The sequence below is a fragment of the Ensifer sp. 2TAB8 genome (assembly GCF_052115125.1).
Lineage (GTDB): Bacteria > Pseudomonadota > Alphaproteobacteria > Rhizobiales > Rhizobiaceae > Ensifer.
This window is the reverse complement of record NZ_JBFRGB010000006.1, coordinates 191,975-214,312: the sequence shown is the minus strand read 5'-3', so window position 1 is coordinate 214,312 and position 22,338 is coordinate 191,975. Positions and strand designations below refer to the sequence as shown.

The 22,338-nt window shown below is 62.3% G+C and carries 16 protein-coding genes; 3 read left to right on the top strand and 13 right to left on the bottom strand.

Going from position 1 to position 22,338, the window contains the following annotated elements; translation table 11 throughout:
• The first annotated feature begins 154 nt into the window (after window positions 1-154).
• Window positions 155-1,060, top strand: a complete 906-nt coding sequence (rpoH, locus tag AB4Z53_RS13335; protein ID WP_113538660.1) for an RNA polymerase sigma factor RpoH — start codon at window positions 155-157, stop codon at window positions 1,058-1,060.
• A gap of 109 nt (window positions 1,061-1,169) precedes the next feature.
• On the opposite strand, the gene AB4Z53_RS13330 is transcribed toward rpoH, so the two are convergent.
• Complete coding sequence (locus tag AB4Z53_RS13330; RefSeq protein WP_441596278.1) at window positions 1,170-3,476, bottom strand: hypothetical protein; 2,307 nt, start codon at window positions 3,474-3,476, stop codon at window positions 1,170-1,172.
• Window positions 3,477-3,539: 63 nt separating this feature from the next.
• Complete coding sequence (locus AB4Z53_RS13325; protein WP_441596276.1) at window positions 3,540-4,838, bottom strand: adenylosuccinate synthase; 1,299 nt, start codon at window positions 4,836-4,838, stop codon at window positions 3,540-3,542.
• Window positions 4,839-5,044: 206 nt separating this feature from the next.
• Here AB4Z53_RS13325 and AB4Z53_RS13320 point away from each other — a divergent pair, with 206 nt between their 5' ends.
• Both AB4Z53_RS13320 and AB4Z53_RS13315 read left to right on the top strand, forming a co-directional pair.
• Window positions 5,045-5,926, top strand: a complete 882-nt coding sequence (locus tag AB4Z53_RS13320) for a DMT family transporter (RefSeq protein WP_441596275.1) — start codon at window positions 5,045-5,047, stop codon at window positions 5,924-5,926.
• A gap of 126 nt (window positions 5,927-6,052) precedes the next feature.
• A complete protein-coding gene (locus AB4Z53_RS13315) occupies window positions 6,053-7,867 on the top strand; it encodes a methyl-accepting chemotaxis protein (RefSeq protein ID WP_113538656.1) in 1,815 nt (604 codons plus the stop codon).
• A 58-nt stretch (window positions 7,868-7,925) separates the two neighbouring features.
• Here AB4Z53_RS13315 and AB4Z53_RS13310 read toward each other — a convergent pair whose 3' ends face one another.
• The 11 genes from AB4Z53_RS13310 to tolB all read right to left on the bottom strand — a co-directional run bounded on the left by AB4Z53_RS13310 (window position 7,926) and on the right by tolB (window position 22,273).
• Window positions 7,926-8,432 (bottom strand): GNAT family N-acetyltransferase, encoded by a 507-nt coding sequence (locus tag AB4Z53_RS13310; protein WP_441596272.1) that lies wholly within the window; start codon window positions 8,430-8,432, stop codon window positions 7,926-7,928.
• Between the two features lie 118 nt (window positions 8,433-8,550).
• Complete coding sequence (serA, locus tag AB4Z53_RS13305; protein WP_113538654.1) at window positions 8,551-10,146, bottom strand: phosphoglycerate dehydrogenase; 1,596 nt, start codon at window positions 10,144-10,146, stop codon at window positions 8,551-8,553.
• A gap of 132 nt (window positions 10,147-10,278) precedes the next feature.
• A complete protein-coding gene (locus tag AB4Z53_RS13300; protein ID WP_441596270.1) occupies window positions 10,279-11,457 on the bottom strand; it encodes a phosphoserine transaminase in 1,179 nt (392 codons plus the stop codon).
• Between the two features lie 255 nt (window positions 11,458-11,712).
• The gene (locus AB4Z53_RS13295; RefSeq protein WP_441596268.1) at window positions 11,713-12,546 is read right to left on the bottom strand and encodes an outer membrane protein; all 834 of its coding nucleotides are present in this window, start codon (window positions 12,544-12,546) and stop codon (window positions 11,713-11,715) included.
• Window positions 12,547-12,735: 189 nt separating this feature from the next.
• Window positions 12,736-13,557 carry an outer membrane protein gene (locus tag AB4Z53_RS13290; RefSeq protein ID WP_291158293.1) on the bottom strand — a complete coding sequence of 274 codons (822 nt, stop codon included), beginning with the start codon at window positions 13,555-13,557 and terminating at the stop codon, window positions 12,736-12,738.
• A gap of 367 nt (window positions 13,558-13,924) precedes the next feature.
• A complete protein-coding gene (gene glmM / locus AB4Z53_RS13285; protein WP_113538651.1) occupies window positions 13,925-15,277 on the bottom strand; it encodes a phosphoglucosamine mutase in 1,353 nt (450 codons plus the stop codon).
• 315 nt (window positions 15,278-15,592) lie between these two features.
• Entirely contained in the window at window positions 15,593-17,536 is a 1,944-nt protein-coding gene (gene ftsH / locus AB4Z53_RS13280; RefSeq protein ID WP_113538650.1) for an ATP-dependent zinc metalloprotease FtsH, read from the bottom strand.
• A gap of 100 nt (window positions 17,537-17,636) precedes the next feature.
• The gene (gene tilS / locus AB4Z53_RS13275; RefSeq protein WP_441596328.1) at window positions 17,637-18,896 is read right to left on the bottom strand and encodes a tRNA lysidine(34) synthetase TilS; all 1,260 of its coding nucleotides are present in this window, start codon (window positions 18,894-18,896) and stop codon (window positions 17,637-17,639) included.
• 70 nt (window positions 18,897-18,966) lie between these two features.
• Entirely contained in the window at window positions 18,967-20,007 is a 1,041-nt protein-coding gene (gene ybgF, locus AB4Z53_RS13270; protein WP_441596265.1) for a tol-pal system protein YbgF, read from the bottom strand.
• Window positions 20,008-20,246: 239 nt separating this feature from the next.
• Window positions 20,247-20,780 carry a peptidoglycan-associated lipoprotein Pal gene (gene pal / locus AB4Z53_RS13265; protein WP_113538647.1) on the bottom strand — a complete coding sequence of 178 codons (534 nt, stop codon included), beginning with the start codon at window positions 20,778-20,780 and terminating at the stop codon, window positions 20,247-20,249.
• 182 nt (window positions 20,781-20,962) lie between these two features.
• Entirely contained in the window at window positions 20,963-22,273 is a 1,311-nt protein-coding gene (tolB, locus tag AB4Z53_RS13260; protein ID WP_113538646.1) for a Tol-Pal system beta propeller repeat protein TolB, read from the bottom strand.
• Window positions 22,274-22,338 lie beyond the last annotated feature (65 nt).

Genomic DNA, 22,338 nt, shown 5'->3' with positions numbered 1-22,338 from the left:
CATTCCCGTCGCCCGGTCTCACACATTGGTGAAACCGGACTCCTTGAATCATGCTTTCGCCGTACTTATTTTCTAGGCTCGTGGGGTCTTGACGAAGACCCACATGCCCGGCTTGCCGACCGGAGGCCGGAGACTATTAAGGGGGGTGCTTCATATGGCCCGAAACAATTTGCCGACCATTGCCGCTGGAGAAGGCGGCCTCAATCGTTATCTCGACGAAATCCGCAAGTTCCCGATGCTGGAGCCGCAGGAAGAGTACATGCTCGCCAAGCGGTACCAGGAACATGACGACCGCAAGGCGGCGCACAAGCTGGTGACCAGCCACCTTCGTCTCGTCGCCAAGATCGCGATGGGTTATCGCGGCTACGGCCTGCCGATCGGCGAAGTCGTATCCGAAGGCAATGTCGGCTTGATGCAAGCCGTCAAGAAATTCGAACCCGATCGCGGTTTCCGCCTCGCCACCTACGCCATGTGGTGGATCAAGGCGGCGATCCAGGAATATATCCTGCGCTCGTGGTCGCTGGTGAAAATGGGCACGACCGCCAACCAGAAGCGGCTGTTCTTCAACCTGCGTCGCCTCAAGGGCAAGATCCAGGCGCTCGATGAGGGCGACCTGAAGCCGGAACACGTCAAGGAAATCGCCACCACGCTCAAGGTGAGCGAGGATGAAGTGATCTCGATGAACCGCCGCCTGTCCGGCGACGCTTCGCTCAATGCCCCGATCAAGGCGAGCGAGGGTGACTCCGGCCAGTGGCAGGACTGGCTCGTCGACGACCACGACAACCAGGAAGAAATCCTGATCGAGCAGGACGAGCTTGAAAGCCGCAGGGCACTGCTCGCCAATGCGATGAAGGTGCTGAACGACCGTGAACGCCGCATCTTCGAGGCGCGCCGCCTGACGGAAGAGCCGCTGACGCTCGAAGATCTTTCGGCCGAATTCGATATCAGCCGCGAGCGCGTACGACAGATCGAGGTTCGTGCTTTCGAGAAGGTCCAGGACGCTGTGCGCAAGGCCGCCCTTGAGCGCGCCAATGCATTGCGGGTCGTCGAGGGCGCATAACGCTCTTCACGCCATGCGGGCGCTAATGCGCCCGTGTGCAGAGCCAAACAAAAAACCCGGCGGATCGCTCCAGCCGGGTTTTTCTTTGCTCTTCGGATCTCTCTCCGGATTACTGGCTGTTGGTCGCCGCGTCCGTTGCCGGTGCGGCCGCCCAGGCGCGCAGCACCTGGTTGAAGGCGTCGGTTCCGCTCGGGCCCTTCTCCAGCGTCAGCAATGCGCGGCGCCCGTTCCTGTAGGTCAGCGGAATATCAATCCAGCTGCGGCTGCGCAGCAACTCCGTGTTGTTGCCCATCGCGTCCTTCGAATCGTTCAGCGCGATCATATGGAAATCGTCGGTGATCTTGGCCGGAACGGCGATCAACGCATCGCCGCGGTCCTGCTCCGTACGCTTCATCGAAACGCGCTGTACGCTGTCGATCGCGCCGCCCTCGAAATTCGGCGGCAGCGAGAAGACAAATTCGATGACATGGCTTGCCGGCAACGACTCGTCAGCATTGCGCTTGATCGTCATCAACGCAGTCAGGCCCCGGTCCGGAATGGTGATCTGCGCCTGGACGGCCGGTTCGGGCTTGGCATCGCCGCCAGGCGATTCTTCCTTTACCGACCATGCAACGGTTCCCGGAATGGCCGTCGGCGAAGACTGGCCGAGACGCTCTTCGTAGAGGAACATCTTCTCGCCGTTGGCGATCGCGATCTCCGGGGTTGTCGGCTGGCCACCGGTCTGCTGGCCCGCGGGCTGCGTGCCTGCTGCCTGCCCGGCCGTTCCACCCTGGGCAGTGGCTGCTTCCGCAGGCTTGCTCGCCTCGGTCTGCTGCGCTACCGACTTGCCTTCCTGCGCGGCACCTTCGGCACTCGCGACGGCAGGGCCATTGTCAACTTCGGATCCGTCACCCAGAAGCCGCTGCGTAAACTTCGTCGAATTGTTGTCCGGGACCGCCGTGTCGTCGTGCTGTACCGGTTCCTGCTGCGTCGTTTCGCCCTGGTTTGCTGGCGGAGGAGCGCTCTCTTTTGCCGGCGATCCTCCGATGTTTGAAACGGCCGAAGTGATCGATGCGCCGATGCCCGAAAGCCAAGCGTTGCCGGCTTCCCGGTTCTTCCAATAGGCAAAACCGCCGCCGCCGAGCGCCAGCAGAAGGACAGCAGCTATGGCGAGACGCTTGATACTGAAGCGCGATGGTTTCGGCGTGGCCCGGTAAGACGCCGGTCGCGACGCCGCGGGCGCCGCTCCGTCGGCGCCTCGATCGGCCTCGCGTGCAGCGTTGGATGTTGCTGCACCCGTCGTCGCGGCAGCCGCGGCGCCCTCGAAGCCGAGCAGGTCGTCGATGTGGTCCCAGGCCGTGCCGGCACGGTCCTGCTGGCTCTGGGGAGCATCCGCAGCGGCAGCCTGTCCGGTCCTTTCGACGGGCCACGACCAATCGGCAATCTCCGGCTCAACGCTCTTTTCGGTGCGCCGTTCCTCGAACGGCGCAAACGGGTCGTTGTCGTCGAACGACCAATTGCCTGCAGACGCGGCCTTGGGGGCCTCGACCGGCGCCTCCTGCTGCGGTTCTTCGACCGGATGCATGCCCAGAAGCTCGGGCGTACCGGCCGGCTCATGCACGTCGCGCGCAGGCTCATGCGCCGGGACAGGTGCCGCTACCGGCGTTGCCGTGTCCCATTCCGGCAGATCCCATTCGGATGCGGCCGGCTTATGTTCATCGGCCGCCGCCGGCGCCTCATGCCACGTCGGCTCTTCAACCGGGCGAGGCTCTTCGTCTACGGACGGCGGAGCGACGGTCTCTTCATATGTTTCTACATAGGTTTCGACCGCAGCGGGCTCAGAATATTCCGCAGCCTCGTAGGCCGGGGCAACGGCCTGCGCCTCTTCGACGACGGGAGCGTTCGCCTCCTCGACCGGTACCTCGGTCGTTTCAATGTATTCCGCAACCGGTTCTTCTGCAGTCGGTTCCGCTGGAGCTACCTCTCCGGCTTCAACCTCGTGTTCGGCGTGCTGCGCCGGCTCCTCATAGACCTTGGCACGGTGGTCGAGTTCCGTCGTGCTTTCCGCTTCCGGTGCCGCTTCCTCAGCGACTGCAACCGGCTCGCTTTCGGCAATCGGTTCGGGCTGCGCTTCGGGTTCGGAAACAGCTTCTTCAACTGGCGGCTCGACGGCTACGGCTTCGGACGTGTCCTCCACCGCCTCCGTTTCTTCGAGAGCCGGCAAGGCCTCGACATATTCGCTGTCGACCTCGACGATGGCGTTTTCGAGTTTCGCCAACTGGCGATTGATCATGTCGTCCGACGGACGCGGGTTCATGTTTTCGAGTTGGCGGCGCACGGCCGCGCGCGCCTTCTCGTATACCCTGTCCCGCATTTCGGGTGTGTTTTCCGACAGGCCGTCAACGGTCCTGCGAATAACTGCAACAAAATCCGCCATTAGTACTTTCTCATACGCCCAGGTATGTCTTTGCGATCGCGACGCAATGTCATTTCGCCGACACTAGTCCTCAAAGGGGTCCGTCACAAGTATCGTGTCGTCCCGCTCCGGGCTGGTGGAAAGAAGGGCAACCGGCGCGCCGATCAGTTCTTCCACCTGGCGAACGTATTTGATCGCCTGTGCCGGAAGATCCGCCCAGCTGCGTGCGCCAACCGTCGATTCCTTCCAGCCTTCAAGTGTAACATACACTGGCTTTGCCGAAGCTTGCTGCGCCTGGCTTGCCGGCAAATGATCGATCTGCTGTCCGTCCAGAGTATAACCGACGCAGATCTTCAGTTCGTCAAGACCGTCGAGCACATCGAGCTTGGTGAGCGCGATACCGGTGATGCCGTTGGCGGCGACCGACTGGCGCACCAGTGCCGCGTCGAACCAGCCGCAGCGGCGCTTGCGACCTGTCACGGTGCCGAACTCATGACCCTTTTCGCCGAGGAACTGGCCGATTTCATCTGTGAGCTCGGTCGGGAACGGGCCTTCGCCGACGCGCGTCGTGTAGGCCTTGGTGATGCCGAGGATGTAGCCGAGCGAACCCGGGCCCATGCCCGAACCGGCGGCAGCCTGGCCGGCAACCGTGTTCGACGAGGTGACGAACGGATAGGTGCCGTGGTCGATGTCGAGCAGCGTGCCCTGCGCACCTTCGAACAGGATGCGCGCGCCCTTGCGGCGGGCCTTGTCGAGCAGAACCCAGATGGTGTCCATGAACGGCAACACCTTGGCGGCAACGGAAGAAAGCTCCTGCATGATCGCTTCGTGGCTGATCTCGGCTTCACCGAGGCCGCGACGCAGCGCGTTGTGATGCGTCAGCAGGCGGTCGACCTTGGCCGGCAGAGTGTCGAGATCGGCGAGGTCCATGACGCGGATGGCGCGACGGCCGACCTTGTCTTCGTAGGCCGGGCCGATGCCGCGGCGCGTGGTGCCGATTTTGGTGCCGCTGTTGGAGGCCGCATCTTCGCGGATGCCGTCGAGTTCGCGGTGCAGCGACAGGATCAGCGTGGCGTTGTCGGCGATGCGCAGGTTGTCCGGCGTAATCGCAATGCCCTGCTTGCCAAGCTTGTCGATCTCGGCGATCAGAGCATGCGGATCGATGACGACGCCGTTGCCGATGACGGCAAGCTTGCCGGGACGGACGACGCCCGAGGGCAGGAGCGACAGCTTGTAGCTGACGCCGTCGATTACCAGCGTATGGCCGGCATTGTGACCGCCCTGAAAGCGCACGACGATATCGGCGCGCTCGGAGAGCCAATCCACAATCTTGCCTTTGCCTTCGTCACCCCATTGGGAGCCGACCACTACGACGTTCGTCATAATTCTCTTCCTGTTCAGGCGCGCAAACGAGGCTGCGCTGTTCTCAAACCCGCGCATCTATACTGTGTTGTCATCTGGAAAGCGACCCCGTTGTGCCCGGCGTTCTGCCCTTTTTGCATGACAAGGCCGGGATTTAGCGCCTATATCTTCGCCTTTCCCCGCCATCGCGGCAACAGGTCGCCCATCTCCGCACAGGTCAGAGCATCGTGAATTCCAGGGCCTATTTCTATCTTTGCATCACCGCGCTCTTCTGGGGCGGCAATTCTGTCGCCGGCAAGATGGCGGTCGGACACGTGAGCCCGATGATGCTGACGACGTTGCGCTGGGTGTTCGCACTGATCGTCATCCTGGTGCTGATGACGCCGCAGATCCGTCGCGACTGGAAAAAGATCCGCCAGCATTGGCTGCAGCTGCTCGCCTATGGTGCGATCGGCTTCACCACCTTCAACGCCCTGCTCTACTCGGCACTGAAATATACGAGCGCCATCAATGCCGTCATTCTTCAGGCCGGCGTCCCGATGCTGATCTTCCTGTTCAACTTCGTGCTCTTCCGCACGAGGGCGTCGATCGCCCAGGTGATCGGCTTCACCGTTACGCTGATCGGCGTGCTGGTGACCGCCGCCCATGGCGACATTTCGAGCCTGCTGACACTTGAGTTCAATTTCGGCGACGCCCTGATGATCGTCGCCTGCGTCGTCTATGCCGGCTACACGGTCGCGCTCCGCTACAAGCCGACGATGCATTGGCAGAGCTTCATTGCGGCACCGGCCTTCGGCGCGCTCCTCAGCGCCCTGCCGCTGCTCGTCTGGGAAATCGGCAGCGGCACGGCGATCGTGCCGGACACCACCGGGTGGGTCATCGTCCTCTATGCGGCGATCTTCCCCTCGCTGATGTCACAGGTGCTTTATGTCCGTGGCGTCGAGATGATCGGCGCCAACCGCGCCGGCCTGTTCATCAATGCTATCCCTGTTTTCGGAACGCTGCTTTCCGTTATGCTGATCGGCGAGACCTTCCATCTTTTCCATCTCGTCGCGCTCCTGCTTGTGCTTGGTGGTATCGCCATTGCCGAGAGGGGTCGCCCGCGCTGACGAGCGTCACGCCTGCCGGGCAAGCGTCGCGCGATGCAATCGCTAGAACTCGGGAGTTGGCTTAAGCCTTGGTTAGCAGATGAGTGTTTCTGTCCCCGCCAGAATACTCTCCTTGGGGCTAAGGCAGTGAAAAATATTAGAATTTCGACACGTATCTATTTATTGACGGCGATGGCGCTGGTCTTCATGGCAGCAGCCATGGCCTACAAGACGCAGGTCGCCAACTCCGAAGTCAGCGACGAGCGCCGGCAGATGCTGCGCAACGTCACGGAGGCAGCGATCTCCACGATCGCGAGCTTCGAGGAACAGGAGCGCAGCGGCGCACTGACCCGGGAAGAAGCCCAGAGCCGCGCCATTTCGGCTGTCATGGCCATGCGCTTCGGCCAGGACGGCTATTTCTTCATCAATAGCTTCGACGGCATGATGGTCGCCCATCCCCTCGCCAAGCAGCTCGTCGGCACCGACATCCGCGGCCTGAAGGACACCAACGGCAAGGCCTTCAACGTCGAGCTCATTGCGCTCTCCCAGAACCCGGGCAGTGGCATCGTCAACTATTATTGGGACAAGCCAGGCCACGAGGAACCGGTCGAGAAATACTCCTACATCCAGGGCTTCAAGCCCTGGGGCTGGGGTGTGGGTACAGGCGTCTATGCCGACGATCTCGCCGCCAAGTACAACGCGTCGCTGCTGATGACGATCATCACCACGGCGATCGCTGCGATCGCAACGCTTGCCGCCGCCATGGCGATCGGTCGCTCGATCAGCCGGCCGATCAACCGGCTGAAGGACGTCATGCTCGAAGTGTCGAACAACGACACCCGTTCGGAAGTTCCAGATACCGACCGCCGCGACGAAATCGGCCACATGGCGGATGCGCTTGTCGTGCTGCGCGCCTCGGTGATCGAACGCAACGCGCTCGAAGTTCGCCAGCGTGAACAGCAAGTGGCACTCGACGGCGAGCGCAGCGCGAACGAGGAAATGCAGCAGGCAACTGCCCGTGTGCAGGCCCATGTCGTCAGCACCATTGGCGGCGCTCTCGAAAGGCTCGCGAGCGGGGACCTCACCACCCATGTGCCGGATCTCGGCGCCGACTACGAGAAGCTGCGCCAGGATTTCAACACCGCCGTTGCCGCTCTTCGCTCCACAGTGAGCGCGATCGCCGATTCCACCTCTGTCGTCACGGGCAATGCCAACGAGATCAGCCGGGCAGCCAATGACCTGTCGCAGCGGACCGAGCAGCAGGCGGCATCTCTCGAAGAAACGGCAGCCGCCCTCGACGAGATCACCTCCGCGGTCCAGAACTCCACGAACCGCGCCGAGGAAGCAACCCGCATGGTCGCCGAAGCCCGCCAGGGTGCGGCCACCTCGAGCGAGGTCGTGCGTGACGCCATCCATGCGATGGGTCGCATCGAGCATTCGTCCTCGAAGATCGGCGAGATCATCGGCGTGATCGACGACATCGCCTTCCAGACGAACCTGCTTGCACTGAATGCAGGCGTCGAGGCAGCGCGCGCGGGTGACGCCGGCAAGGGCTTTGCCGTCGTGGCGCAGGAGGTGCGGGAACTGGCGCAGCGCTCGGCAACGGCCGCCAAGGAGATCAAGGGCCTGATTACCGCGTCGGGCGTCGAGGTTTCGGCCGGCGTACGGCTGGTCGAAGCGACGGGCTCGGCGCTCGGCGATATCGAGCGACGGGTCAACGAAATCAACGAGCGCATCGTCGCCATTGCGACGGCCGCCCGCGAACAGTCTGTCGGGCTGCGTGAAATCAACACCGCCGTCAACCAGATGGACCAGATGACACAGCAGAACGCCGCCATGGTCGAACAGACCTCGGCAGCAAGCCAAGCGCTCGCCGGCGAAAGCAACGTGCTTTCCGGTCGGCTTGCCCAGTTCACCGTCGAGGAGAGAGAGTGGCGCCCGGCGACACGGCGGGCCGCCTGATCTCCCGTCGATCGAGACAAAGAGAAATGGCGCCGGTTTCCGGCGCCATTTTCATTTCTCAGGCAAGCGGCCGCTCCATATAAAGCGCTTCCTCGCCGTAGCTCGAGAGCTTCAGCGCCAGCCGCTCGTCCATGCGCACTTCAAACCCTTGCCTCTCCCAGAAGCCGCGGGATCCGTTGACCGAGACGAGTGACATCGATCGCAACCCTTCCGTTCTGGCGGCATCCTCCAGAAGGGGAAGAATTCCGCCGCCCGCGCCGGAGCCACGCATCTCCGGCAAGAGCGCGAGATCATGGATGTACCAGGTATCGGCGGCATCAGGAATTTCGCCAAGCATGGTGTTCAGCGAGGGCGGTGCGCCGCGGAGCCAAGGATGGCTCAGCACGTAGCCGCGGGACTGCCCCTCTGCGTCGAGCATGAAGCAGCCGGCAGAGCTGAGGGCTATGCGGTCAGCGAGCACGGCGTCGTCCTCGGGAAAGGCCTGGTGCACCACGAGCTGGATCTTCGATACGGAGGTAAGGTCAGGCAGACTTGCTTCGCGCCAGCGGAATGTCGTTGCGGTCATTTCTCGTCACATGCGTTCAAACAGGAAAACGCACCGGCGGTCAGCCGGTGCGTCCTCGCTATGTCCGGTGATTGGGTCGGCAAAGCGGCAGCCCGTGCTGCCGCTTGCTGGGCTGGCGTCAATCGATGTTGAAGACCAGCGGCTTTGCCTGGCGAATTGCCTGATTGGCGCGCAGCTTGTCAAGCACGGCCTCCGAAACCGCACCGTCGACATAGAGCAGCGCGATCGCGTCGCCGGCTTCCTTCTCGCGGCCGAGCTGGAAGTTCGCGATGTTGACGCCGGCATCGCCGAGCGTCGTGCCGATGAAGCCGATCATGCCGGGGACGTCGGTGTTGGTGATGTAGACCATGTGGCTGCCGACATCCGCATCGAGGTTGATGCCCTTGATCTGGATGAAGCGCGGCTTGCCGTCCGAGAACACCGTACCGGCGACCGAACGCGTCTGGTTCGCCGTCTTCACCGTCAGCTTGATGTAGCCGTCGAAGACGCCGGTCTTGTCGCGCTTCACCTCGGACAGGATGATGCCCTTTTCCTTGATCATGACCGGCGCCGAAACCATGTTGACGTCGGCAACCTGCGGCCGGATGAGACCGGCAAGCACGGCGCTCGTCAGCGCCTTGGTGTTCATGCCGGCGGTCGAGCCGTCATAGAGGATCTCGATTTCCTTGATCGCGCTTTCGGTGACCTGGCCGACGAAGGCGCCGAGGACGTCGGCAAGCCGGATGAACGGCTTCAGGATCGGCGCTTCCTCAGCGGTGATCGACGGCATGTTGATGGCGTTGGAGACGGCACCCTTGACCAGGTAGTCCGACATCTGCTCGGCAACCTGCAGCGCCACGTTCTCCTGGGCTTCCGTGGTCGACGCGCCGAGATGCGGGGTGCAGACGACATTCGGCAGGCCGAAGAGCGGGCTCTCGGTCGCGGGCTCGACTTCGAACACGTCGAAGCCAGCGCCGGCGACGTGGCCCGACTTGATCGCTTCGGCAAGCGCCTTTTCATCGACGAGACCGCCGCGAGCGCAGTTGACGATGCGTACACCCGGCTTGGTCTTGGCGAGTGCCTCGGCGCTCAGGATGTTGCGGGTCTTGTCGGTCAGCGGCACGTGCAGGGTGATGAAATCAGCCTGGGCGAGCAGCTCGTCGAGCTCGACCTTGGTGACGCCCATTTCCTCGGCACGCTCCTTGGAAAGGAACGGGTCATAGGCGAGAACGTGCATCTTCAGGCCGATGGCGCGCGAGCAGACGATCGAGCCGATGTTGCCTGCGCCGATGACGCCGAGCGTCTTGCCGGTGATTTCGACACCCATGAAGCGGGACTTTTCCCACTTGCCGGCCTGCGTCGAGGTGTCGGCAGCCGGAAGCTGGCGGGCAACGGCAAAGAGCAGCGCGATAGCGTGTTCGGCGGTCGTGATCGAGTTGCCGAAGGGCGTGTTCATCACGATGATACCGCGACGCGACGCGGCCGGGATATCCACGTTATCGACGCCGATGCCGGCACGGCCGATGACCTTGAGGTTGGTCGCAGCCGCGATCAGCTTTTCCGTCGCCTTGGTGGCCGAGCGGATGGCAAGGCCATCATAATTGCCGATGATTTCGGCAAGCTTGTCCTTGTCCTTGCCGAGCTTCGGCTGGAAATCGACTTCAACGCCGCGATCGCGGAAGATCTGGACTGCGGTTTCCGACAGTTCGTCGGATACGAGAACGCGAGGTGCCATGAGAGGCCTCCTTAAAGATCAGGTCTGAATGGGAATGCGGTTAGCCGAGCCTCGCTCCCATCGGGAGCGAAGCGGATCACTCAAATCAGTGTGAGATGCGGGCGAAGTTCATTGTCCTCACCCCTTGTCCGATCAGGCAGCGGCCTGCGCCAGTGTTGCCTTCTGGGTCTCGAAGGCCCAGGTCAGCCACGGCATCAGCGCCTTCATGTCGGCGGTCTCGATGGTGGCACCGGCCCAGATGCGAAGACCGGATGGTGCATCGCGGTAGTGGCCGATGTCGAAGGCAACGCCTTCCTTTTCGAGAAGGGCAACCACGCCCTTGGCAAAGGCTGCCTGTCCGTCGACGTCGAGCGCGAGCACGTCCTTGTCGACGATCTTCAAGCAGACCGAGGTGTTGGAGCGGGTCTCGTCCTTTACCGCCAGGTTGGCGATCCAGTCATTGGCGGCAACAAACTCGAAAATCGCCTGCGCATTGGCGTCGGCGCGCGCCATCAGGCCCTTGAGCCCGCCGACCTGCTGCGCCCAGACGAGCGCATCGATGTAATCTTCGACGCAGAGCATCGACGGCGTGTTGATGGTTTCACCGGTGAAGATGCCTTCGATCAGCTTGCCGCCCGAGGTCATGCGGAAGATCTTCGGCAGCGGCCAGGCCGGAACGTAGGTCAGCAGGCGTTCGACGGCACGCGGCGACAGGATGATGACGCCGTGGGCGCCCTCGCCGCCAAGAACCTTCTGCCAGGAGAAGGTGACGACATCGAGCTTGGCGAAATCGAGGTTCTGCGCGAAGGCGGCCGAGGTCGCGTCGCAGATCGTCAGGCCCTTGCGGTCTGCCGGGATGAAGTCGCCGTTCGGCACACGCACGCCCGAGGTCGTCCCGTTCCAGGTGAAGACCACGTCGCGATCGAAATCGACCTTGGAAAGATCGGGAAGTTCGCCGTAGCCGGCTTCGAACTTGCGAACGTCGGCGAGCTTCAGCTGCTTGACCACGTCGGTCACCCAGCCGGCGCCAAAGCTTTCCCAGGCGACCATGTCGACGCCACGCGGACCGAGCAGCGACCAGAGCGCCATTTCGACGGCGCCGGTATCGGAAGCGGGCACGATACCGATGCGGTAATCAGCCGGCACTTCAAGAATGTCACGGGTAAGATCGATGGCCTGCTTCAGCTTCGTCTTGCCGATCTTGGCGCGGTGCGAACGACCGAGCGGAGCATCGGAGAGAGCGGCGAGCGTCCAACCGGGGCGCTTCGAGCAAGGGCCAGAAGAGAAATGGGTATTGTTCGGACGGAGGTCCGGCTGTGCAGGCTTTGCCATGTGCTATCCTTCCAGATAGATAGCCCTTCGTTGGGGAAGGGTGTCCCGCCGTCGTCGATATTGTGAGCGGGACCGGAAGTCAAGCGCTTTGTCGCAATCGAGAAAATTTATGGCGTGACGGGCAACATCTGCAAAAGCGGAGCAATGCCCACCGACCGATTGTTGCCGACCGTCACTTCCTTCCGAGCAAGAGGCTGGGACATAAGGCGGATCAGCATGACCCGACTTCCACCGAAACCGTGGCGCCTCAAGGCGTTAGAAGGAGAAGCGCAGGCCCGCGCGAATCTCGTGGCGGGAAAGCCCGTCGTCGAAGCCCTTGTCGCCGGTCGCGCCCGCCAGAGCCTCGGCCCCGAAACCAAACATCTCGCCATCGGCGATATGGGAGTAGCGATAGCCGACATCGAGCTTCAACTGGTCGCCGAGATCATAGGAGACGCCCGCCATCAGCGCATAGGTGAAACGCCAGCTGTCGCGTCCCTCGTAGGAGGCCGAGGTGGGGGAACCGGCGCAGGCGCCGACGCCGGCGACGCAAGTGGCGCTTTCGACTGCCGTGTCCCAGTTGAGACGCGTCGCGCCGATACCCCCGCCGACATAGGGCGTGAAGCCGGCGAGCGTGCCGAAATCCATATAGGCGTTCGCCATCAAACCGAGGGCGGAGTAATCGGCTGCGGTCGAGAAGGCGCAGGATGTCCCTGCCCCCTGCCCGGCGCAGGGACCGGCGGACGAGGACGAACCATTGAATCGGCCCTCGAAATAGTCGGCCGTCAGATCGGCGCGGAACATATCGGTGAACTGATAACCAACGCCGAGCGAGCCGGAGAACGGCTTGTCAAAACGCGCATTGTCGAAGGGAACGCTGCCGTAGCTCAGCGTGCCCGCATCGAAGGTCCGGTAGTAGGGATCGCCTTCGCCGCGCCAGGGCGCATAGCCGATATCGCCGCGCAGGTAGATGCCGCCTGAACTGGCCGTTTCTTTTTCGATGGTGATCTCCGGAGCATTCAGCAGATCCTCGTCGGCCGCCAGCGCGGCACCCGAAAGAAGCAGGCCGGCACCAAAAGCGGCTCCGCAGAACCCGTTTCGCCAATCCATGCCCATGCCCTTTCACCGCAGCTATTCGTGCGGGATGGAGCCATGCCGTCACCGCTTCGTTCAGCGTTAACTATTGGCAGCGACTGGTTAACCCACGGTTAACCATGCTTGTTAGGGAACAGGCAAAGGTTGGCGGCAACGAAAAAGGCCACCCGAAGGTGGCCTTGGTATTTCCCCGAAACGATCCGATTATTTGTAGACCACCGGCGGCGGCTCGTAAGGCACTTCGCAGGTATTGCCGAAGGAGTAGCGCAGACCGGCGCGTGCTTCGTGGATGTAGAAGCCCTCGTCGGAGCCCGGACCGCCACCGTTGGCGAAGCCGAACATGTCGCCGTCATCGACCTGGCGGAAGCGGTATCCGACGTCTGCCTTGAGATTGCAGGTAAGGTCGATCGCCGTACCGGCCATCAGCGCGTAGGTGAAGCGCCACTTGCTCTCGCCACTGTGATCCGTCGTCGGGTCGCAGGCTGCCGGATTGCTGACGCTGCAGCTGGTGTTGCGCAGTCCATCCCACTTGACGTGCGTGGCACCGATACCGGCACCGACGTAAGGGGTGAAGGCACCGTAAGTACCGATATCGACATAGGCGTTGGCCATCAGGCTCCAGGCGGAAACCGAGCTTTTATCGCTCGAAACGCAGGGGCCCGGAACACTGCCGCAGAACCCCAGGGTCGAGCCGGCAAAGTCGGCGTTGCCCCAGTAGTCGGCCGTGACGTCGGCACGCAGGTAGTTGTTGAACTGATAACCGACACCGCCGCCGATAACCCAGGAGTCATCGATATCCGCAGATTCGAAATCGGTGACGGAGCCGCCGGGGCCGCCCTGGTAATAGTTTGCGCCGCGCAGATGGTTCCACGCATAGCCGACGTCGCCGCGCAGGTACCAACCGCTGGTCTGAATGACCTCTACGGGCTGCTCCGGCACCGGTTCCATAGGTTGGTAGACATCCGCAGCAAATGCTGCCGTGCCGCTGAGCAAGATAGCCACAACGCCACTCAAAATTCTCTTCATGGCCCACTCCAATACATTCCGTTGCTTGGTTCACCATGAAACCGGTGCCCAAATCCCGATGTTGGTTATGGATAATGAGGAGGAAAGGTTAAGTTCCGATTAACTACAAACGTTTACCGAGATTGTTAAGATACCGGCCTATTCTTGTGGTTGCTGTGCCGCGTTACTTTCTGCCCTGTAGTTCCCTTAAGGTGAAGCTAAATAAAGCGGCAAGACAATGCGCTGGGTCGTCTTTCAGAGCCAACAATGCTGCCGATCGGAATTCCAGTCATGGGACGGCTCGCCCCGTGCCCCCGTTCGAGATGCAGGCAAAAAAAGAGGCCGATGCATCGCACCGGCCCTGGAGGGAAATCAATCGCTGAATGTGTCAGGCGGCGTTGCGCACGCTGCCGATGACGTTGACCAGCTCGTCGACGATGCGCTCGACCTGGCCACGATCGTCACCTTCCGCCATCACGCGGATGAGCGGCTCCGTACCGGATGGGCGGATCAAGAGGCGGCCGGACTTGGCAAGCTCCGCTTCCGCGTCGGCGATCGCCTGACGCACCGTCGCGTCCTCAAGCGGCTTTCCGGCGGATACCCGAACATTCTTCAGGACCTGCGGCACCGGTTCGAAGCGGTGGCACACTTCGCTCACCGGCTTGCCCTGGCGCTTGATCACCGCGAGGATCTGCAGAGCGGCGACAAGGCCATCGCCCGTCGTGCCGAAATCCGAAAGCACGATATGGCCGGACTGTTCACCACCGACATTGAGGCCGTCCTGACGCATCTGCTCGACGACATAGCGGTCGCCGACCTTCGTGCGCCGCAGATCGATGCCGCGCCCCTTAAGGTAGCGCTCGAGACCGAGATTGGACATGACGGTCGCCGCAACCGCACCGCCGCGCAGCATGCCGTCTTCGGCCCAGCTGTCGGCGATCACCGCCATCAGCTGGTCGCCGTCAATCACCGTGCCGTTCTCGTCGACGATCAGCACACGATCGGCATCGCCGTCGAGCGCGATGCCGATGTCGGCGCGCACTTCATGGACCTTCTTCGACAGCGTGGCCGGATGGGTGGAGCCACAGTCAAGATTGATGTTGAGACCGTTCGGTTCCGTTCCGATGGTCACGACTTCCGCGCCCAGCTCCCAAAGGGCCGTCGGCGCCACCTTGTAGGCCGCGCCATTGGCGCAATCGACGGCGATCCGGAGCCCCTGCAGCGTGACGTCACGCGGCAGCGTGCGCTTGGCGTGTTCCAGATAACGATAGATGTCGCCATCGACGCGCTTCGCCCGGCCGATGTCTTCCGACTTCGCCAGTTGCCCGGAAAGATCCTGGTCGAGCAGGGCTTCGATCTTCTGTTCAATGTCGTCGGAAAGCTTGTAGCCGTCGGGACCGAAAAGCTTGATGCCGTTATCCTGGTAGGGATTATGCGAGGCGGAAATCATCACGCCGATATCGGCGCGCAGCGAGCGGGTGAGCATCGCGACGCCCGGCGTCGGGATCGGCCCGAGCAGGAAGACGTCGAGACCGGCTGCCGTAAAGCCCGCCACCATCGCGTTCTCGAGCATGTAGCCCGAAAGGCGCGTATCCTTGCCGATCACCACGCGGTGGCGGTGAGCACCATTGCGAAAAATCGTACCGACCGCGATGCCGACCCGCATCGCCAGATCCGGTGTCATCGGAAACATGTTGGACTGGCCGCGGATGCCGTCGGTGCCGAAATACTTTCGCTTCATAAGAACTCCATCGTTCTGCCGGGTCAGTGCTGGTTTGGCCAGCTCCGCCTGTCTGCGTTTTGCGCGACTGGGTTTCATTGACCGGACCTCATTTCATGCTCTTGGATGCCGTCTGTCTGGCGACCGGCGTTCCGTTCAAGGGCAGCCGCCGCAAACACGTCCTGTCTTCTTTGACACAAAAGCATCGGAAACGGCAGCGAGCGTAACATCAGAAATCATTACATCCCGTTACCAAATGCCAGACGCCAAGTCGGCAACCAAAAGCCGCCGCTCCACTTAAGGAACGGCGGCTCGGATGCATCTCTAATCGTCGCGCTATTGGGGCTGCGGCTCGAATCCGCCTTCGGATTCTTCGCCCTTGTTGCCCGCCGGGCCTTCCTTCTTGGAACCAGCCGAGGGAACGGCCGAGCCGCGATGCGGCGGCGTATCGTCGCCAAGGTCGCGTGCCGGCTTCTCGCCGCGGATCAGCGCCTTGATTTCTTCGCCGGTCAGCGTTTCGTATTCGAGCAGCCCTTCGGCAAGTGCCACGAACTCGTGGTTCTTCTCCGTCAGGATTTTGCGCGCGGTCTCGTAGGCCTCATCGATCAGACGACGGATTTCGTTGTCGATCTTCTGGGCGGTCGCTTCCGACACGTTCTTCTGCTGGGCAACGGAATGGCCGAGGAAGACTTCCTGCTGATTTTCACCGTAGGAGACCTGGCCGAGCTGGTCGGAGAAGCCCCACTGGGTCACCATCGCGCGAGCAAGCTTCGTCGCCTGTTCGATGTCCGACGATGCGCCCGAGGTGATGTTCTCCTTGCCGAAGGTCAGTTCTTCGGCAACGCGTCCGCCCATCATGATGGCAAGGCGCGAGACCATCCACTTGTAGCTCATCGAGTAGCGGTCGCCTTCCGGCAACTGCATGACCATGCCAAGCGCCCGGCCACGCGGGATGATCGTTGCCTTGTGCAGCGGATCGGCCGAGGGAACGTTGAGCGCCAGGATCGCGTGACCGGCTTCGTGATAGGCGGTCAGCTTCTTTTCGGCTTCGGTCATGGCAGAGGAGCGACGCTCCGCGCCCATCATGATCTTGTCCTTGGCATCCTCGAACTCGAGCATGGTGACAAGACGCTTGTTGCGGCGAGCCGCCATCAGTGCCGCCTCGTTGACGAGGTTCATGAGGTCGGCACCGGAGAAGCCGGGCGTACCGCGGGCCAGCACCTTGAGGTCAACGTTCGGTGCCAGCGGCACGTTGCGCACATGCACCTTGAGGATGCGTTCGCGACCGTTGATATCCGGGTTCGGAACGACGACCTGCCGGTCGAAGCGGCCCGGACGCAGAAGCGCCGGATCGAGAACGTCGGGACGGTTGGTCGCGGCGATCAGGATGATGCCTTCGTTGGCTTCGAAGCCGTCCATCTCGACCAGCAACTGGTTGAGCGTCTGTTCGCGTTCGTCGTTACCGCCGCCGAGACCGGCGCCACGATGGCGACCGACGGCGTCGATTTCGTCAATGAAGATGATGCAGGGCGCATTCTTCTTGGCCTGCTCGAACATGTCGCGCACACGGCTGGCGCCAACGCCGACGAACATTTCGACGAAGTCGGAACCGGAGATGGTGAAGAACGGCACGTTGGCTTCGCCTGCAACCGAGCGTGCAAGCAGCGTCTTACCGGTACCCGGAGGGCCGACGAGCAGCACGCCGCGCGGAATGCGGCCGCCAAGACGCTGGAACTTCTGCGGGTCACGCAGGAATTCGACGATTTCCTCAAGGTCCTGCTTGGCTTCATCGACGCCGGCGACATCGTCAAAAGTGACGCGGCCATGCGCTTCCGTCAGGAGTTTGGCCTTGGACTTGCCGAAGCCCATGGCGCCGCGCGAACCGCCCTGCATCTGCCGCATGAAGAACAGCCAGACGCCGAGGATCAGAAGCATCGGAAGCAACGTGCCGATATAGCTCAGGAAGCCGGACGAGCCGTCGGTTTCCGGGCGAACCGTGACCGTCACGTCCTTGGCTTCGAGGCGCTCGGTCAGCGCCGTATCGACTGAAGGCGCGTAGGTTTGGAAGGTAGCGCCGCTTTCGGAATAGCTGCCGATCACTTTCGAGCCGGTGATCACGACTTCCTTGACGCGGCTCGCATCCACGTCCTTAAGGAACTGCGAGAACGGAATCTCGCGCGAGCCGGTGCGCTCCGTCGGCTGCTGGAACATGCTGAACAACGCGATCAGCAGAAGCGCTATGATTGCCCAAAGGGCAAGATTACGAAAATTAGGGTTCATCGAACTCCCCGGAACCTGTCACGACCCGCGCATTTCGCGAGCCGCTGTCTTGCTCCCTAACATAGGGTTCTGGTGACGTATTGCCAAGGCAAACCGCCGGCTACCGTTCCATTTCTGTCAATAGATCGTGAACCGGCGGCGGAGGATAAGGCTCTCGTCCGAACAATACGGCGATCCGATCGGCCATGATCCGGTCGAAACCCGGCAAAAAGGTGTCGTAGAGCCCGATCCTCGGCTCGATTGTGATGGATGCGACACTTTCGCCCTGCTCAGACAAGACCTTCGGCGCCGTCAGCGACGCGCGGCCGGCAACGCCCGGTGGCAGACCTGCGGCAATAAGTCTCTGCTGTTGTGGTCCGCGGCCGCCTTCCACCGTCACCGTGAGGGGGACCCCACCCCCATTGCGGACCAGAAAACGACCGTCCCAGATACCGGCTTGTCCCGTTTGCAATGTCAAATCTTCGACATCGCGCGCCTCGCGATAGAGATATAGACCGGTCGAGCGCCGGTCGAAAACGACGCGCCCGGCGGTTAGCCGGCCCGCTGCCTCCTTCTCCAGGAACGCCGTCAGCCGCTCCGCCGTCTCGGCGGCAGGCAGATGCGCGCGGCCGCCGATCACGGTCGTCAGCGCGAGTAACGCCCTCTGCCAATCGATGTTCCGGGACGGGCCGGCCATCTGAGGCGCGATTTCGGCGACCAACCCCGCATGCACCCACACATGCCGGTCGAGCAGAGTGGCGGCGGCTGCCGACGATTGCGCCCGGGACTGGGCGTCCCAAATGCCGGCAGCGATCTCGGCCGATGACGCCAGCGAGGCCCGCGCGCGGACCCGCTCGAAGCGTGGGTTCACATTGCTCGGATCATCGAACCAGCCGACCTTCCGATCGGTGAGAAAGGCGCGGATGGCCGTACGGTCGACCGCAAGGAAGGGACGCTGCACCCAGATGCGTCGGTCATAGAGCGTGGCCCCGGCCATGCCCGCGGCGCCGGGTCCCTCCCCGCGCTGGGCTCGCATCAGGATCGTCTCACGCTGATCGTCCAGCGTATGACCGGTGACGACTGTGGATGCTTCTAAACGCTGCGCGGCGGCGGCCAGCAAGGCATAGCGCGCCTCGCGCGCCGCTGCCTGAATGCCGGTACTGGGCTTCGCGCCGTCCCATCGGACAGTGATATGCGGTACGCCCAGGCTCTCGCAAAACGCTGCGACATTGCGCGCCTCTTCGGCCGATTCCGGCCTCAGCGCATGATCGACCGTGCAGGCGGCCAGGGAAAATTCTGTGGGCTTGGTTGCCTCGATCGCCTCGTTGAGAGCGAGAAGCAGTCCTTTCGAGTCGCTCCCGCCGGAGACGGCCACGAGGATTCGTGCGGGTCTATCGAAGGAGGCAAGAAATCGTTTTGCCGTCTCGACAACGGCGATTGGCGGGTGGGCCTCAGCAGCCAAAGCGGCTCTGCTCGCTCGTCACCTTTGCCTTTACCGCAGGCGAAGCCTTCGGGTAGCGCTTGTTGACCTCACGCAGCGTCGCGCAGGCCGTTTCCTTGTTGTCGAGCGCGCCGAGCGACATGCCGAGCTTCAGCAGCATCTCCGGCGCCTTCGGCGACTTGCCGTGGGCCTGGTGTGCGTTCAGGAAGGTCTTGGCCGCATCACTATATTTGCCCTGCGAATACTGCGCCTCACCCAACCAGAAGCTGGCGTCGGCCGCCTTGTCACCCTGCGGGAACGCTGCCAGATAATCGCCGAACTCCTGCTCCGCCGTGCTGTAATCGCCCGAGAGAACATGGCCGTAGGCCGACTGGTAGAGATCACCAGGATTGTCGAGTGACGCCGTCTGCTGGTTGCCCGGATTGCCGTTCAGGCCGCCATCGTTGGTGGGCAGACCAGCACCGGCATCGACGCCGGGCGGTGTCGCATTTGCGCCGGGTCGCGCATCGGTCGTGGTCGAGACCGGATTGCCGCTCTGGTCGAAGACGATCTGGCCGAGCGTGGTCGGCGGAGCGGCACCATTGGCGCCCTGGTCACCACCGGACGAAAGGCCGGAGGAAGCCATGTCGTTGCCGCCACCCGCCGGTGGCATGGTCTGGCTATCCGTCACCCCGGGGGTGACGGACGCCTGATCGCTGGTCTTCGGCGTCTGCAAAGCGCCGCTCTTCTTCGGGGAGGCCTTGCCGCTTTCCAGATCCTGGAAACGGAATTCGTTGTCCTCCTGGAACTTCCGGATCTGCTCCTGCATCTGCAGGAGCTGAAAGCTCATTTCTTCGATACGCCCGTTGAGCGAGCGGATCTGTTCCTCAAGCTGGCCAATCCGTGCGGTCTCGGCCGACTGTACCTTCACCACGGGCAGCTTCTGCTGCGCGCCGGCTTGAGCTTCAGTCGTTCGGGCCAGCAGCCCTGAAAGCGGCATGGCGTTCGCCGTCTGGCCCAGGCCCACAAGAGCCGTCAGACCGATCAGTCCCGCCACGACAAATCTCTTCATTTCATTTGTCCTGTTCGAATATCGGTTGTCCCACCCTTGAGCCGGGGCCCGCAATACATCTCGCCGAGTCAATTGGGTGATTGCCGCACAGTTTTCCAATTACCCTGAAAAAGCAACGGAGTTCGGCCAAAGTGTGGTAAAAAAGCAAAGGGCGGCCGAGAGCCGCCCTTTTAATTTAGCAGTCTGTGATCTTGCGATCACACGTGCAATCGGAGCCGTGCCGAAGCGCGGCCGTGAGATTACATGCCGGCGCCACCGAGAACGGTAACGGCGCGACGGTTCTGCGACCAGCACGAGATGTCGTCGCAGACGGCAACCGGCTTTTCCTTGCCGTAGGAGATGGTCTTCATCCGATTGGACGGAACGCCCTGGCTGATCAGATAGTCGCGGGTAGAGGCTGCACGGCGGGCGCCGAGTGCCAGGTTGTATTCGCGCGTGCCGCGTTCGTCGGCATGGCCTTCAATGGTGATCGCGTAGTTCGGGTACTTGGCGAGCCACTGAGCCTGGCGGGCGAGCGTCTGCTGCGCGTCGGCGCGGATCGAGGTGGAGTCGGTGTCGAAGAAGATGCGGTCGCCGACATTGACGGTGAAGTCCTGCTGCGAACCCGGCGTTGCGGCGCCCGCGCCGCCGAGGCCGAGCTCGTTGGCGTTGTTCGGCATGTTCTTCTTCGATGCACAGCCAGCGATGGCAAGCGTCATGACCAGAGCGATCATGACGGGGTTGCGAGCGATGGTCTGCATGCGGCCTACGGCCGGGGTGTCAATTCGGCTCATGCGCCGGTCTCCTTGGAAGTGTCTGAATTCACGGTTGCCAGACTGTAACCGGAAGCGGTTAATCGCTTTTCAACAGTTATGGTTAACAAATCGATAATTTCGGCTCGGGGCCTGCTAGACCAGCACTTTGCGGCGAGAAAGCGGCATCGTTGCCACATTTTCCCGCCGCAAATTGGATCAGCCTATTCGAGCAGCGGCGACCAGGCGGGGTCGGAGGCGAAGCCCTGGGTCGGGATCTGCTGCTCGTTGTAACCGCTCAGATCGATCGAATAGAGCTGCGGACCGCCGGCGCCCGAGTTCTGGCGGAAGAACATCAAGACGCGGCCGTTCGGTGCCCAGGTGGGGCCTTCGTTGTGGAAGCCGGTCGTCAGGATGCGCTCGCCTGAACCGTCGGTCTTCATCACGCCGATCGAGAATTTGCCGCCCGACTGCTTGGTGAAGGCGATGAGGTCGCCGCGCGGAGACCAGACCGGCGTCGAATAGGAGCCGTCGCCGAAGGAGATGCGGCGCTGGCCGGAGCCGTCGGCGCCCATCACGTAGATCTGCTGTCGACCGCCGCGGTCGCTTTCAAAGGCGATCTGGCTGCCATCGGGCGAATAGGACGGTGCGGTGTCGATCGCGGCGGTGTTGGTGAGGCGCGTCGTCGTGCGCGAGCGCAGGTCCATCGTATAGATGTTGGCATTGCCGTCCTGCTGCAGGCTCATGATGACCCGCTGGCCATCGGGCGAGAAGCGCGGCGAGAAGGTCATGCCGGGGAAGTTGCCGACGACCTCACGCTGTCCGGTTTCCAGCTGCAGCAGGTAGACGCGCGGCTGCTGGTTTTCGAACGACATGTAGGTGACTTCCTGGCGGTTCGGCGAGAAGCGCGGCGTCAGAACGATGTCGTTGGAATTGGTGAGCGCACGGGCGTTGAAGCCGTCCTGGTCCATGATCGCGAGCTGACGCTTGCGTGCCGTCTTCGGGCCGCTTTCGGCGACATAGACGATACGCGTATCGAAATAGCCCTTTTCACCGGTGACGCTCTCATAGATGGCGTCGGCGATGATGTGGGCGACGCGGCGCCAGTTTTCCGGCTGGGTAAAGAACTGCTGGCCGGTCATCTGCTTGTTGCCGAACGTATCCCACAGGCGGAACTCGGCTTTCAGCCTGCCGTCGCCTTCCTGCGTCACGCGGCCGGTGACGAGCGCCTGCGCATTGATGACCTTCCAGTCCTCGAAGCGCGGCGTGGCGTCAGGATTGCTGATCTTCTCGATGAAGGCGCCCTTGTTGATCGGCGCGAACAGGCCCGAGCGCTTCAGGTCGGCAGCGACCACATCAGAGATCTTCTGACCGAGTTCGCCCTGAAGGAAATCGGTAATCGCGATCGGCAGGGGTTCGACATTACCCTTGTTGATGTTGATTTCGACGACGGCGTTCGCCGGTGTCGCCGCGACAACCGCGGCTAACATGCCCGCGGCCACCATCAGGGCACGGAAAAGAGAGACCTTGATCATTGAGACAAGCCTTTCAGCTTAATACGAAGGGTTTGTGCGGTAGTGTTGGCTATCCGGCATGGTTC